Source organism: Pseudomonas sp. RIT-PI-AD (assembly GCF_025642785.1).
Taxonomy (GTDB): Bacteria; Pseudomonadota; Gammaproteobacteria; order Pseudomonadales; family Pseudomonadaceae; genus Pseudomonas_T.
The window spans coordinates 383,716-397,949 of the sequence record NZ_JANZKU010000001.1; the positions used below are offsets into that span (position 1 = coordinate 383,716).

The 14,234-nt window shown below is 63.0% G+C and carries 14 protein-coding genes; 10 read left to right on the top strand and 4 right to left on the bottom strand.

The window, feature by feature from the left end:
• Positions 1-21 precede the first annotated feature (21 nt).
• Positions 22-1,797 carry an ABC transporter transmembrane domain-containing protein gene (locus OGL92_RS01835; protein ID WP_263139525.1) on the top strand — a complete coding sequence of 592 codons (1,776 nt, stop codon included), beginning with the start codon at positions 22-24 and terminating at the stop codon, positions 1,795-1,797.
• 91 nt (positions 1,798-1,888) lie between these two features.
• On the opposite strand, the gene OGL92_RS01840 is transcribed toward OGL92_RS01835, so the two are convergent.
• From OGL92_RS01840 to OGL92_RS01850, 3 genes are all read right to left on the bottom strand, one after another.
• On the bottom strand, positions 1,889-2,170 hold the full coding sequence (locus OGL92_RS01840; RefSeq protein WP_263139527.1) for a pyrimidine/purine nucleoside phosphorylase: 282 nt from the start codon (positions 2,168-2,170) through the stop codon (positions 1,889-1,891).
• An 80-nt stretch (positions 2,171-2,250) separates the two neighbouring features.
• Positions 2,251-2,796, bottom strand: a complete 546-nt coding sequence (locus OGL92_RS01845) for an exonuclease domain-containing protein (RefSeq protein WP_263139529.1) — start codon at positions 2,794-2,796, stop codon at positions 2,251-2,253.
• Positions 2,797-2,977: 181 nt separating this feature from the next.
• On the bottom strand, positions 2,978-3,319 hold the full coding sequence (locus OGL92_RS01850; protein ID WP_263139550.1) for a DMT family protein: 342 nt from the start codon (positions 3,317-3,319) through the stop codon (positions 2,978-2,980).
• 204 nt (positions 3,320-3,523) lie between these two features.
• Here OGL92_RS01850 and OGL92_RS01855 point away from each other — a divergent pair, with 204 nt between their 5' ends.
• Together OGL92_RS01855 and OGL92_RS01860 are read left to right on the top strand one after the other, a co-directional pair.
• Positions 3,524-3,799, top strand: coding sequence for a YkgJ family cysteine cluster protein (locus OGL92_RS01855; protein WP_263139553.1), 276 nt, complete (start codon positions 3,524-3,526; stop codon positions 3,797-3,799).
• Positions 3,800-3,842: 43 nt separating this feature from the next.
• The gene (locus OGL92_RS01860) at positions 3,843-4,451 is read left to right on the top strand and encodes an START domain-containing protein (protein ID WP_263139555.1); all 609 of its coding nucleotides are present in this window, start codon (positions 3,843-3,845) and stop codon (positions 4,449-4,451) included.
• A 65-nt stretch (positions 4,452-4,516) separates the two neighbouring features.
• On the opposite strand, the gene gltA is transcribed toward OGL92_RS01860, so the two are convergent.
• A complete protein-coding gene (gltA, locus tag OGL92_RS01865; RefSeq protein ID WP_263139556.1) occupies positions 4,517-5,803 on the bottom strand; it encodes a citrate synthase in 1,287 nt (428 codons plus the stop codon).
• Between the two features lie 346 nt (positions 5,804-6,149).
• Between gltA and sdhC the strand changes: the two genes are divergently transcribed.
• The 7 genes from sdhC to OGL92_RS01900 all read left to right on the top strand — a co-directional run.
• A complete protein-coding gene (sdhC, locus tag OGL92_RS01870; protein ID WP_263139559.1) occupies positions 6,150-6,536 on the top strand; it encodes a succinate dehydrogenase, cytochrome b556 subunit in 387 nt (128 codons plus the stop codon).
• Positions 6,530-6,898, top strand: coding sequence for a succinate dehydrogenase, hydrophobic membrane anchor protein (gene sdhD, locus OGL92_RS01875; protein ID WP_263139560.1), 369 nt, complete (start codon positions 6,530-6,532; stop codon positions 6,896-6,898). The genes sdhC and sdhD overlap by 7 nt, the downstream gene beginning before the upstream one ends.
• A gap of 3 nt (positions 6,899-6,901) precedes the next feature.
• A complete protein-coding gene (gene sdhA / locus OGL92_RS01880; protein ID WP_263139562.1) occupies positions 6,902-8,674 on the top strand; it encodes a succinate dehydrogenase flavoprotein subunit in 1,773 nt (590 codons plus the stop codon).
• A gap of 11 nt (positions 8,675-8,685) precedes the next feature.
• The gene (locus tag OGL92_RS01885) at positions 8,686-9,390 is read left to right on the top strand and encodes a succinate dehydrogenase iron-sulfur subunit (protein WP_263139563.1); all 705 of its coding nucleotides are present in this window, start codon (positions 8,686-8,688) and stop codon (positions 9,388-9,390) included.
• Positions 9,391-9,642: 252 nt separating this feature from the next.
• Positions 9,643-12,474 (top strand): 2-oxoglutarate dehydrogenase E1 component, encoded by a 2,832-nt coding sequence (locus OGL92_RS01890; protein WP_263139564.1) that lies wholly within the window; start codon positions 9,643-9,645, stop codon positions 12,472-12,474.
• A 44-nt stretch (positions 12,475-12,518) separates the two neighbouring features.
• Positions 12,519-13,748 (top strand): 2-oxoglutarate dehydrogenase complex dihydrolipoyllysine-residue succinyltransferase, encoded by a 1,230-nt coding sequence (gene odhB, locus OGL92_RS01895; RefSeq protein WP_263139565.1) that lies wholly within the window; start codon positions 12,519-12,521, stop codon positions 13,746-13,748.
• A 64-nt stretch (positions 13,749-13,812) separates the two neighbouring features.
• A partial coding sequence (locus OGL92_RS01900) for an FAD-dependent oxidoreductase (protein ID WP_263139568.1) occupies positions 13,813-14,234 on the top strand: 422 nt, incomplete at its 3' end.

A 14,234-nucleotide genomic window follows, 5' to 3' on the forward strand; every position in this document is an offset into this window, starting at 1 on the left:
GGCGTTCAATCCGAGGTAAGCATGCTGTCGATCCTGTCTTCCCGCCAACGCAACGCCTTGCGCATGGCCGGTCGTTTCATGGCGCCTTATCGCGGTCGGATGATCGGCGCACTGCTGGCGCTGTTCTTCACCGCGGCGATCACCCTGTCCATGGGGCAGGGGATCAAGCTGTTGGTGGACCAGGGCCTGGCGACCCAATCGCCCGAGGCGCTGAACCGTTCGATCCTGCTGTTCTTCGTCCTGGTCCTGGCGCTGGCCGTGGGGACCTTCACCCGTTTCTATCTGGTGTCCTGGCTCGGCGAACGCTTCGTCGCAGACATCCGCCGGCGGGTATTCGATCATCTGATCAACCTGCACCCAGGTTTCTACGAAAACACCCGCAGCTCGGAAATCCAGTCGCGTCTGACGGCGGACACCACGTTGCTGCAATCGGTGATCGGCTCCTCCCTGTCCATGGCGTTGCGCAACGGCATCATGCTGGTGGGGGGTATCGTCCTGTTGTTCATCACCAATCCGAAGCTCACTGCCATCGTGATGGTGGCGTTGCCCCTGGTGGTGGCGCCGATCCTGCTGTTCGGGCGCCGGGTGCGCAACCTGTCGCGGCAGAGCCAGGACCGGATCGCCGACGTCGGCAGCTACATCGGCGAAACCCTCGGGCAGATCAAGACGGTACAGGCCTACAACCACCAGACGCAGGACAAGGTGCGTTTCGCCTCTACCGTGGAGGCGGCGTTCGCCACGGCGCGCAAGCGGATCGCCCAGCGGTCCTGGCTGATTACCCTGGTGATCGTGCTGGTCCTGGGCGCGGTCGGGGTGATGCTCTGGGTCGGCGGCATGGATGTGATCGCCGGACGCATCAGCGGCGGCGAGCTGGCGGCATTCGTGTTCTACAGCCTGATCGTCGGTTCGGCCTTCGGCACCCTCAGCGAGGTCATCGGCGAATTGCAGAGCGCCGCCGGCGCCGCCGAGCGCATCGCCGAACTCTTGCAGACCACCAATGCCATCACCCCGCCCGGAGCGGACCTGCAACGCTTGCCGGAGCGGGTCAGCGGGCGCATCGAATTGCAGGGGTTGCGGTTCGCCTATCCGTCGCGCCCTTCGGTGAACGCCCTCGACGGGATCGATCTGCGCGTGGCGCCGGGCGAGACCCTGGCGCTGGTAGGGCCCTCCGGGGCGGGCAAATCGACGCTGTTCGATCTCCTGCTGCGTTTCTACGACCCCCAGGAAGGCCGGATCCTGGTGGAGGGGGTGCCCATCGAGCGCCTCGATCCGGCCGACCTGCGGCGCTGCTTCGCGCTGGTATCGCAAAGCCCGGCGCTGTTCTATGGCAGCGTCGAGGACAACATCCGCTACGGTCGCCCGGATGCCAGTGCCGCCGAGGTGGAAGCGGCGGCGCGGGCCGCCCATGCCCACGAGTTCATCCTGCGCATGCCGGAGGGGTATCGCACTCACCTGGGGGACGCCGGGCAGGGCCTGTCCGGCGGCCAGCGTCAGCGCCTGGCCATCGCCCGCGCACTGCTGGTGGATGCGCCGATCCTGCTGCTGGACGAAGCCACCAGCGCGCTGGACGCCGAGAGCGAGCACCTGATCCAGCAAGCCCTGCCGCGGCTCATGAGTGGGCGGACGACGCTGGTGATCGCCCACCGCCTGGCCACGGTGCAGGGGGCCGACCGTATCGCGGTGATCGACCAGGGGCGCTTGGTCGCCATCGGACGCCATGGCGAGTTGATCAGGAGCAATCCGCTGTATGCGCGGCTGGCCGAACTACAGTTCGCCCGAGCCGCCACCGACGATTGAGGCGAGCTTCGGGGCGAAGCGCAAGAGCTAGCGTGGCGGTTGGAGCGGGAAGGGCGAAGCGGGGCAGCGGACGCCGCCCCGGCAGGCTGGCTCAGCGATACTCGCAGAGGTAGGCGGTATCGCTTTCGACCTTGAGCTGGAACTTGCTGTTGGCCGGCACGGTGAAGCGGCTGCCGGAGGCGAAGCGCTCCCAGTCCTGGCTGCCGGGCAGCTTCACCGTGAGCGCGCCGGCGATGACGTGCATCACTTCCAGTTGGCTGGTGCCGAATTCGTATTCGCCGGCGGCCATCACCCCGATGGTGGCGGGCCCTTCGCTCATGTCGAAGGCGATGGATTTGACGGTGCCGTCGAAGTACTCGTTGACCTTGAACATGAAAGCTTCCTCGGAGGGGCGGGAAAAGGGCCGGCCAGTATGCCCAACGCGATTTACAGCGTCACTAGGCCCGTTGGGTATCAGCGCGAGGGAAGCACCAGGGGCAGCAGCCGGGCCGTATTGCGGGCATCCTCCAGGGCGCGGTGCTGTTGGCCCTGGAAACTGAGGCCGGCGAGTTGCAACGCCGCGTTGAGCCCCACCGAGCGCTGCAACTGACGGGCTTCCTTGAAACGCTGCTTCAGGTTGAGGTGCGGAATTTTCAGCAGCAGGCTGTCGATCCCGCGGGTGCCCAGCTCGTGCTCCAGCTGGCGACGGTCATAGTCGCCCCAGCTCGTCCAGCCTTCGAGGCGTGGTCGATAATGCTCCAGCCAACGCTCGAAGGTCGGCCAGAGGGCTTCCAGCGGCGCCGCGGCATCCACGTCGGCCTGGCCGATATGGGTCAGCCGGCGGCAGAACGCGGTCAGGCAAGGGCGGCGCAGCGGGCGCACGAAACGCTGGAAATGATCGACTTCGCGCCCGTCCACGGTGACCAGGGACGCGCCCAGTTCGATGATTTCCATTTCCTGCAACGGCCAGCCACCTTCGTCGGTGGTGGCTTCCAGGTCGATCACCAGCCAGTGCGGCATGAGCTCTCCTTAGCATTCGTGGCTGATGGTTGAGGCTGCGGCTGGATCGCGCCGCAAGGCTCTGGAACGAGGTATAGACGGTGCAGAGAGAGCAAGGTTGCGTCGAGGTCGGTTCGTTCGTCCGGAGCCGCGCGCGGCATGGGGTCGCCAGTACGCGGAGCGCTCTGGGCGCGCCTGTGGATCATGCGCGGAATATGAAGTAAACCGCTCCCAGCATGCACAGGCCGGCCCAGGCGTAATCCAGCTTCAGCGGCTGTTGCATGACGAACAGGCTGAAGGGCACGAAGACCATCAGCGCGATCACCTCCTGCATGATCTTCAACTGGCCGAGGCTCAGCTCGGTGTAGCCGATGCGGTTGGCGGGCACCATGATCAGGTATTCGACGAGCGCGATGCCCCAGCTCGCCAGGGCGGCCACCAGCCAGGACTTGTCGTTCATGGTCTTCAGGTGGCCATACCAGGCGTAGGTCATGAACATGTTCGACGCGACGAGCAGGGCAGCGGTTTGCATCCATACCGGCACGGGCAGGACTCCGGGAGGTGGGGCGCGCAGCCTACCGGGGAAGGCCTGCCCGCGCCAAGCGGGCGGCTCGCTCGCGCTCCCGGACCGTCGCGCTGGCGTGAAGAAGCCTGGCCCGCGAGGCCTCGCCTGTGCTGGAGACGGCTGCCCAACGACCGAGCCCGCCGGTAGAATCGCCGACTCGTCCGTATCCTTGTGGAGATTTCCGTGGAGTGCCGTATGGGTTGTGGCGCTTGCTGCATCGCGCCCTCTATCAGTTCGCCGATTCCGGGCATGCCGAACGGCAAGGCCGCGGGTGAGCGTTGCATCAATCTGGATGCGCGTAATCTCTGCACATTGTTTGGCCGCGCCGAGCGGCCCGCGGTGTGCTCGGCGTTCCTCGCCGACGCCCAGGTCTGCGGAAACGACCGAACCGAAGCGTTGCGGACGCTGGACTGGCTGGAACAAGCGACCCGGGTCGCGGTCAGTCGATTTAGCCAATAAAAAAAGCCGCCGGTCCGTCGGCGGTCCACCTGAGGAGAATGGAATGGGTTCGCTTGGTCGAATGGCGGGAATCTGTAGCCTCGGCATGCTGATGGCTTCTGCGGTACATGCCGAGGACTGGAAGCTCGCCAAGGACGAGGATGGCGTGAAGGTCTACCTCGCCGAGGTCGCCGGCTCCAAGTACAAGGCCTACCGCGGCGTGGTCACCCTCAAGGGCGACGTGGCCAGCGTACGCAAGCTGCAGGAGGACGTGTCCGGTTCCTGCGCCTGGATCTACGAGTGCCGCGAGCAGAAATTGCTCAAGCACGAAGGCGATCACAGCTGGACCTATACCCGATTCGATACGCCGTGGCCCGTCACCCCGCGGGATTCGGTGCTGGACGTCACCACCGAGGAAGGCGCGGACGGCAGCGTGACCCGGCATCTCAAGGGCGCGCCCACCTACATTCCCGAAGAGAAGGGTTTCGTACGCGTGAGTAGTGTCGAGGGGCTCTGGAAGCTGGTGCCCAAGGGTGCCGATCAGGTGGAGGTCACCTATCAGGTCCACACCGAGCCCGGCGGCAGCGTACCTTCGGTACTGGCCAACAGTTTCGTGGTGGACGCCCCCTTCAATACCCTGAAAAACCTGCGCGCGCGGGTCGAAGGCCGTTAAGCGAAGGGATGTGCCGGAATGAAAAAAGGCTGCCCATGGGCAGCCTTTTTTTGGGGGGCGAACTCTTACTTGCGTTCGTCCAGCGGGGCGTAATCGCGCTGCTCGTAGCCGGTGTACAGCTGGCGCGGACGGCCGATCTTGTACGGGCTGGAGAGCATTTCCTTCCAGTGGGAAATCCAGCCGACGGTCCGCGCCAGGGCGAAGATCACGGTGAACATGCTGGTGGGAATCCCGATCGCCTTGAGGATGATGCCCGAGTAGAAGTCGACGTTAGGGTACAGGTTGCGTTCCTTGAAGTAAGGATCGTTGCGGGCGATTTCGTCGAGCTTCATCGCCAGTTCCAGTTGCGGGTCGTTGATGCCGAGTTCGGCCAGCACTTCGTCGCAGGTCTTCTTCATCACGTTGGCGCGCGGATCGAAGTTCTTGTAGACCCGGTGACCGAAGCCCATCAGCTTGAACGGGTCGTCCTTGTCCTTGGCCTTGGCGATGAACTTGTCGATGTTCGACACGTCACCGATTTCGTCGAGCATGCTCAGCACCGCCTCGTTGGCGCCACCGTGGGCCGGTCCCCATAGCGCGGCGATGCCGGCTGCGATACAGGCGAACGGGTTGGCGCCGGAAGAACCGGCCAGGCGAACGGTGGAGGTCGAGGCGTTCTGCTCGTGATCGGCGTGCAGGACGAAGATGCGGTCCATCGCCTTGGCCAGCACCGGGCTGATCGGTTTGATCTCGCAGGGCGTGTTGAACATCATGTGGAGGAAATTCTCCGCGTACGACAGGTCGTTGCGCGGGTACATCATCGGCTGGCCCATGGAGTACTTGTAGACCATCGCCGCCAAGGTGGGCATCTTCGCGACCAGGCGGATCGCCGAGATCTCGCGATGTTGCGGATTCTTGATGTCCAGGGAGTCGTGATAGAAGGCGGAGAGCGCGCCGACCACGCCGCACATCACCGCCATCGGGTGGGCGTCGCGGCGGAAGCCGTTGAAGAAGGTCTTCAACTGCTCGTGAACCATGGTGTGGTTCTTCACGGTGCTGACGAACTTGGCTTTCTCTTCGGCGTTGGGCAGTTCGCCGTTGAGCAGCAGGTAGCAGGTTTCCAGGTAATCGGACTGTTCGGCGAGCTGTTCGATGGGGTAGCCGCGATGCAGGAGGATGCCCTGTTCGCCATCGATATAGGTGATCTTCGATTCGCAAGAGGCGGTCGACATGAAACCCGGGTCGAAGGTGAAGCGACCGGTGGCCGTGAGGCCTCGCACATCGATTACATCGGGGCCGACCGAGCCGGTCAGAATGGGCAGCTCGACGGGGGCAACGCCCTCGATGATCAACTGCGCTTTTTTGTCAGCCATATCGGCCTCCTAGTTATGCTTGAAATCATCAGAAGCCCCCCACGCAGGGCCCGCACCACTATAGTGAGATAAAACCGAAAGTCAATTTGCCACAACCCTTGCAGCAGAGGGCTTTGCGCGGGTTTTTCGCAGAAAAAGGACGCTCGTTTACGCCAATTGCGCGAGGGATGCAATCCGCCCATCGACTAGGCCATTACGTTGTCATTAGTGACCTAACTGTCTATAATCTGCGGCCGACCGACAGCGGCTTTAGAGCCGGCATTCTGGAGGTCGGCACTCCCTTTGGTGAGGGGTACCTGACCAGTGCACTTCCCGACAACTTGCCCTGCTTGTTAGGGGCCTCAGTGTGAAAAAAGCCGTGAATAGCCAACGACCTGTAAACTTAGATCTTAGGACTATAAAACTCCCGATCACTGCTTATACCTCCATTCTGCACCGTATTTCCGGTGTCATCCTTTTCCTGGGCCTCGCCGTGCTGCTGTTCGCGCTCGACAAATCCCTGGGTTCAGAGGAAGGCTTCGAGCAGGTGAAGGCGTTCATGGCCAGTCCGCTGGTCAAGCTGGTGATCTGGGGTCTGTTGTCCGCACTGCTGTACCACCTGGTGGCAGGCCTGCGCCATCTGATCATGGATTTGGGCTTCGGTGAGACGCTGCAAGGCGGCAAGCTGGGCTCGCAAATCGTTCTCGCCGTCTCTGCGGTGCTGATCGTACTGGCGGGAGTGTGGATATGGTAACCAACGTCACGAACTTTTCCCGCTCGGGCCTCTATGACTGGATGGCTCAGCGTGTTTCGGCGGTCGTTCTGGCGGCCTACTTCCTGTTTCTGCTCGGTTACGTCATCGCCCATCCCGGCATGGCCTACGCCGAGTGGCATGGACTTTTCTCCCGGAACTGGATGCGCATCTTCAGCCTGTTGGGCCTCGTCGCGCTGGGCGTTCACGCCTGGGTCGGCATGTGGACCATCTCGACCGACTACCTGACGCCAATGGCGCTGGGCAAATGGTCGACCGGCGTGCGGTTCCTCTTCCAGGCGGTGTGCGGCATTGCGATGTTCGCCTTCTTCGTCTGGGGTGTGCAGATTCTTTGGGGTATCTGATCCATGGCTAACATTAGTACGCTTTCCTTCGACGCCATCATCGTCGGCGGCGGCGGTGCCGGCATGCGCGCGGCATTGCAGCTGGCCCAGGGTGGCCACAAGACCGCTGTGGTGACGAAAGTATTCCCCACCCGGTCGCACACCGTTTCCGCCCAGGGCGGGATCACTTGCGCCATCGCCTCCGCCGATCCGAACGACGATTGGCGCTGGCACATGTACGACACCGTCAAGGGGTCGGACTACATCGGCGACCAGGATGCCATCGAATACATGTGCTCCGTGGGTCCCGAGGCCGTGTTCGAACTGGAACACATGGGCCTGCCGTTTTCCCGTACCGAGCAGGGCCGCATCTATCAGCGTCCGTTCGGCGGGCAATCCAAGGATTTCGGCAAGGGTGGCCAGGCCGCGCGCACGTGCGCCGCAGCCGACCGTACCGGTCACGCCCTGCTGCATACCCTGTATCAGGCGAATCTGAAGAACGACACCACCTTCCTCAACGAGTGGTACGCGGTCGATCTGGTGAAGAACCAGGACGGCGCCATCGTCGGCGTCATCGCCATCTGCATCGAGACCGGTGAAACCGCCTATATCCGTTCCAAGGCCGTGGTGCTCGCCACCGGCGGTGCGGGGCGCATCTATTCGTCCACCACCAACGCCCTGATCAATACCGGCGATGGCGTGGGCATGGCCCTGCGTGCCGGCGTACCGGTCCAGGACATCGAGATGTGGCAGTTCCACCCCACCGGCATCGCCGGCGCCGGCGTGCTGGTGACCGAAGGTTGCCGCGGCGAGGGTGGCTACCTGATCAACAAGCACGGCGAGCGCTTCATGGAGCGCTATGCACCGAACGCCAAGGATCTGGCGGGCCGCGATGTGGTAGCCCGTTCCATGGTCAAGGAAGTGCTGGCCGGCAACGGTTGCGGTCCGAACGGCGACCACGTGCTGTTGAAGCTCGACCACCTGGGCGAAGAAGTCCTGCACAGCCGCCTGCCGGGTATCTGTGAGCTGTCGAAGACCTTCGCCCACGTCGATCCGGTCGTCGCCCCGGTACCCGTCATCCCGACCTGCCACTACATGATGGGCGGCGTCGCCACCAACATCCATGGCCAGGCCATCACCCAGGACGCCAACGGCAACGATCAGATCATCGAAGGCCTGTTCGCCGTGGGCGAAGTCGCTTGCGTGTCGGTGCACGGCGCCAACCGCCTAGGCGGCAACTCCCTGCTCGATCTGGTGGTATTCGGCCGCGCGGCCGGCCTGCACCTGGAAAAAGCCCTCAAGGAAGGTATCGAGCACCGTGGTGCCTCCGAGACCGATCTCGAGGTTTCGCTCAAGCGCCTGTCCGGCGTAAACGAGCGCAGCAGCGGCGAAGACGTCGCGCCGCTGCGCAAAGAACTGCAAGGCTGCATGCAGAACTACTTCGGCGTGTTCCGCACCGGCGAATACATGCAGAAGGGCATCAATCAGTTGGCCGATCTGCGCGAGCGTATCGCGAGCGTCAAGATCGCCGACAAGAGCAAGGCCTTCAATACGGCGCGTATCGAGGCTCTGGAACTGCAGAACCTGCTCGAAGTGGCCGAAGCCACCGCGATCGCCGCCGAGGCGCGCAAGGAGAGCCGTGGCGCTCACGCTCGCGAGGACTTCGAAGACCGCGACGACGAAAACTGGCTGTGCCACACCCTGTATTTCCCGGGTGAGAAGCGCATGTCCAGGCGTTCCGTCAACTTCGCGCCGAAAACCGTTCCGGCGTTCGAACCCAAAGTCCGTACTTATTGAGGGTGACCGCTATGCTGCAAGTCAGTGTCTATCGCTATAACCCGGACCAGGATTCGGCTCCGTCGATGCAGACCTTCCAGGTCGACACCGGCGGCAAGGATCTGATGGTGCTCGACGTGCTCGCCCTGATCAAGGAACAGGACGAAGGCTTCTCCTATCGTCGTTCCTGCCGCGAGGGCGTCTGCGGTTCCGACGGCATGAACATCAACGGCAAGAACGGCTTGGCCTGCATCACCCCGTTGTCCTCGGTGGTGAAGGGCGATCGTCTGGTGGTCCGGCCGTTGCCGGGTCTGCCGGTCATCCGTGACCTCGTCGTGGATATGAGCATCTTCTACAAGCAATACGAGAAGGTTCGGCCTTTCCTGCAGAACGATACGCCCGCCCCGGCGATCGAACGCCTGCAAACGCCGGAAGAGCGTGAAAAGCTGGACGGTTTGTACGAATGCATTCTGTGCGCGTGCTGCTCGACCTCCTGCCCGTCCTTCTGGTGGAACCCGGACAAGTTCCTCGGTCCGGCCGCGCTGCTGCAGGCCTATCGTTTCCTGGCCGACAGCCGCGATACCAAGACCCAGGAGCGTCTGGCGTCGCTGGACGATCCGTTCAGCGTGTTCCGCTGCCGCGGCATCATGAACTGCGTGAACGTCTGCCCCAAGGGTCTCAACCCGACCAAGGCAATCGGTCACGTTCGCAACATGCTGCTGCAAAGCGGAACTTGATGGGTTAGTGCGACACCTGTGACACGCCGTGGCGACGATCAAGCGGTATCGTCGTCACGGCAAAACCCGAACCACAGCCCAAAAAGCCGCGGTTCTCATTTGAAAATATGTTGACCAGCAGGGGCGACCGGGCTGGTGCCCGGACCATCTGCGGGATCCTCGGTGGCTTTGCGCGAGCGGCTTTCCCCTGGGCTCGGCGAAACACGGTTCGGTCCACTGCCGGTGGAGTCCCCTTATCGAGGGTGACCTAGCATGCAAGAAAGCGTAATGCAGCGCATGTGGAACAGTGCCCACCTCTCCGGTGGTAATGCTGCCTATGTGGAGGAGCTCTACGAGCTCTACCTGCACGATCCCAACGCTGTGCCCGAAGAGTGGCGCACCTATTTCCAGAAATTGCCCACCGACGGCAATGCTGCCACCGACGTTTCGCATTCTACGGTCCGCGATCACTTCGTCCTGCTGGCCAAGAACCAGCGCCGCGCCCAGCCGGTATCCGCCGGCAGCGTCAGCAGCGAGCACGAGAAAAAGCAGGTGGAAGTCCTGCGCCTGATCCAGGCCTACCGTATGCGCGGCCACCAGGTCTCCCAGCTCGATCCGCTGGGGCTCTGGCAGCGTCCGGTTCCCGCCGATCTGGCGATCAACCATTACAACCTGACCGACGCCGACCTCGATACCACCTTCCGTACCGGTGAGCTGTACATCGGCAAGGAAGAGGCGACCCTACGCGAAATCCACCAGGCGCTGCAGCAGACCTATTGCCGCACCATCGGCGCCGAGTTCACCCATATCGTCGATTCCGAGCAACGCAAGTGGTTCCAGCAGCGCCTGGAAAGCGTGCGTGGCCGCCCGGTGATCTCCACGGAGATGCAGAGCCATCTGCTCGAACGGCTCACCGCCGCCGAAGGTCTGGAAAAATACCTGGGCACCAAGTATCCGGGCACCAAGCGTTTCGGCCTGGAAGGCGGCGAGAGCCTGATTCCGCTGCTCGACGAAGTCATCCAGCGCTGCGGTTCCTACGGCACCAAGGAAATCGTCATCGGCATGGCCCACCGTGGTCGGCTGAACGTGCTGGTGAACACCTTCGGCAAGAATCCGCGCGACCTGTTCGACGAGTTCGAAGGCAAGAAGGTGGAAGGCCTGAGTTCCGGTGACGTGAAGTATCACCAGGGCTTTTCCTCCAACGTCATGACCCGGGGCGGCGAAGTCCACCTGGCGCTGGCGTTCAACCCGTCCCACCTGGAAATCGTGTCCCCGGTGGTCGAGGGGTCCGTGCGCGCCCGTCAGGATCGCCGCCGCGACCCGGTCGGCGACGCGGTTCTGCCGCTGTCCATCCATGGCGACGCGGCCTTCGCCGGCCAGGGCGTAGTCATGGAAACCTTCCAGATGTCGCAGACCCGTGGCTACAAGACGGGCGGCACCATCCATCTGGTGATTAACAACCAGGTCGGCTTCACCACCAGCCGTGCCGACGATGCGCGCTCCACCGAGTACTGCACCGACGTGGCGAAGATGATCCAGGCGCCGATCCTCCACGTGAATGGCGACGACCCGGAAGCGGTGCTGTTCGTCACTCAGTTGGCGGTCGACTATCGCATGCAGTTCAAGCGCGACGTGGTGATCGACCTGGTGTGCTACCGCCGCCGCGGTCACAACGAAGCGGACGAGCCGAGCGGCACCCAGCCGTTGATGTATCAGCAGATCGCCAAGCAGCGCACCACGCGGGAGCTCTACGCCGAGGCCCTGACCCAGGGCGGCGTGCTGGATGCCGAGCGTGTCCAGGCCAAGATCGACGAGTACCGCACGGCGCTGGACAACGGCCTACACGTGGTGAAGAGCCTGGTCAAGGAGCCGAACAAGGAGTTGTTCGTCGACTGGCGCCCTTATCTGGGCCATACCTGGACCGCGCGCCACGACACCCGTTTCGCCTTGAAGACCTTGCAGGAACTGTCGAACAAGCTGCTGACCACGCCGGAAGGCTTCGTCGTCCAGCGCCAGGTCTCGAAGATTCTCGAGGACCGCCAGAAGATGACGGCGGGCGGCTTGCCGATCAACTGGGGCTACGCCGAGACCATGGCCTACGCCACCCTGTTGTTCGAAGGCCATCCGGTACGCCTCACCGGCCAGGACGTCGGGCGCGGCACCTTCTCCCACCGCCACGCGGTGCTGCACAACCAGAAGGACGCCGGAACCTACATTCCGTTGCAACACATGTTCGACGGGCAACCGAACTTCGACCTGTACGACTCGTTGCTGTCGGAAGAAGCGGTGCTGGCGTTCGAGTACGGCTACTCCACCACCGAGCCCAATGCGCTGGTGATCTGGGAGGCCCAGTTCGGCGACTTCGCCAACGGTGCGCAGGTGGTGGTCGACCAGTTCATCACCAGCGGCGAGAACAAGTGGGGTCGTCTCTGCGGCCTGACCATGCTGCTGCCCCATGGCTATGAAGGGCAGGGGCCCGAGCACTCGTCGGCGCGCCTGGAGCGTTACCTGCAGCTGTGCGCCGAGCACAACATCCAGGTTTGCGTGCCGACCACGCCGGCGCAGATCTACCATCTGCTGCGTCGCCAGGTCATCCGCCCGCTGCGCAAGCCCCTGGTCGTGTTGACGCCGAAGTCGCTGTTGCGGCACAAACTGGCGATTTCGACCCTGGAGGATCTGGCCGAGGGCTCGTTCCAGACGGTCATTCCGGAAATCGACAACGTGGCGCCGGACAAAGTCGAGCGCGTGGTCCTGTGCAGCGGCAAGGTCTATTACGACCTGCTGGAAAAACGCCGGGCCGAAGCTCGCGACGACATCGCCATCGTACGGATCGAACAGCTCTATCCGTTCCCCGAGGACGATCTCGCCGAAGTGCTGTCGCCCTACAAGAACCTCAAGCACATCGTCTGGTGTCAGGAAGAGCCGATGAACCAGGGCGCCTGGTATTGCAGCCAGCATCACATGCGTCGGGTCGCCCTGGCGCACAAGAAGGATCTGTTCCTCGAGTACGCCGGTCGCGATGCTTCGGCGGCGCCTGCCTGCGGTTATGCCTCGATGCATGCCGAACAGCAGGAAAAACTGCTGCAAGACGCTTTTACCGTTTAACGCCTTCGCCCAGAAGAAACCGAATCAGATAGGAACCTCACATAATGGCTATCGAGATCAAAGCCCCTACTTTCCCGGAATCGGTCGCCGACGGCACCGTTGCCACCTGGCACAAGAAACCGGGCGAAGCGGTCAAGCGCGACGAGCTGATCGTCGACATCGAGACCGACAAGGTGGTCATGGAAGTACTTGCCGAGGCGGACGGCGTGCTGGCTGAAATCGTCAAGAACGAGGGCGACACCGTGCTCAGCGGCGAAGTGCTCGGCAAGCTGAGCGAAGGAGGCGCCGCCAGTGCCGCGCCTGCCGCCGCTGCGCCTGCTGCCGCTTCCGCGCCGGCCGCCCAGGGCGCTGCTGCGTCCGCTGGCGACGATCAGATCCTGGCGCCCGCCGCGCGCAAGCTCGCCGAGGAAAACGGCATCGACCCGAACAGCCTGGTAGGCACTGGCAAGGGCGGGCGCGTGACCAAGGAAGACGTGGTCGCCGCTGTCGAGGCGAAGAAATCCGCGCCGGCCGCCCCCGCCGCCAAGCCTGCCGCACCGGCCGCCGATGCGCCGATCTTCGCCGCCGGCGATCGCGTCGAGAAGCGTGTGCCGATGACCCGGTTGCGCGCCAAGGTAGCCGAGCGTTTGGTCGAGGCGCAATCCGCCATGGCTATGCTGACCACCTTCAACGAAGTCAACATGAAACCGATCATGGACTTGCGCTCGAAGTACAAGGACATGTTCGAGAAGAAGCACAATGGCGTACGCCTGGGCTTCATGTCCTTCTTCGTCAAGGCCGCGACCGAAGCGCTCAAGCGTCAGCCGGGGGTCAACTCTTCCATCGACGGCAACGACATCGTCTATCACGGCTACCAGGATATCGGTGTCGCCGTGTCCAGCGACCGTGGGCTGGTGGTGCCGGTCCTGCGTAACGCCGAGCTCATGAGCCTGGCGGAAATCGAAGGCTCCATCACCAACTTCGGCAAGAAAGCCAAAGACGGCAAGCTGACTATCGAAGACATGACCGGCGGTACCTTCACCATTTCCAACGGTGGCGTCTTCGGCTCGCTGCTGTCGACTCCGATCGTCAACCCGCCGCAAACCGCGATCCTGGGCATGCACAAGATCCAGGAGCGGCCGATGGCGGTGAACGGGCAAGTGGTCATTCTGCCGATGATGTATCTGGCACTGTCCTACGACCACCGCCTGATCGATGGTAAGGAAGCCGTGACCTTCCTGGTGACCATCAAGGACCTGCTGGAAGACCCGGCGCGCCTGCTGCTGGACATCTGATAGCCAGTCTCTCCCACGGCGGTCCCCACGAGGGGCCGCCGGTCCATTCGAGAAGGAATGAGTTATGACCCAGAAATTCGACGTGGTAGTCATCGGGGCCGGCCCCGGTGGCTATGTGGCCGCGATCAAGGCGGCCCAGCTCGGTCTGAAGACCGCGTGCATCGAACAGTACCGCGACAAGGAAGGCAAGATCGCTCTGGGCGGCACCTGCCTGAACGTCGGCTGCATTCCGTCCAAGGCGCTGCTGGACAGCTCCTACAAGTACCACGAGGCCCACGAAGGCTTCAAAGTCCATGGCATCGAAGCCACCGGCGTCACCATCGACGTGCCGGCGATGATCGGCCGCAAGAACACCATCGTGAAGAATCTCACCGGTGGCGTGAGCACGCTGTTCAAGGCCAACGGCGTCACCCTGCTGGAAGGCCATGGCAAGCTGCTGGCCAACAAGCAGGTCGAAGTCACCGCTGCCGACGGCAAGAGTGAAAT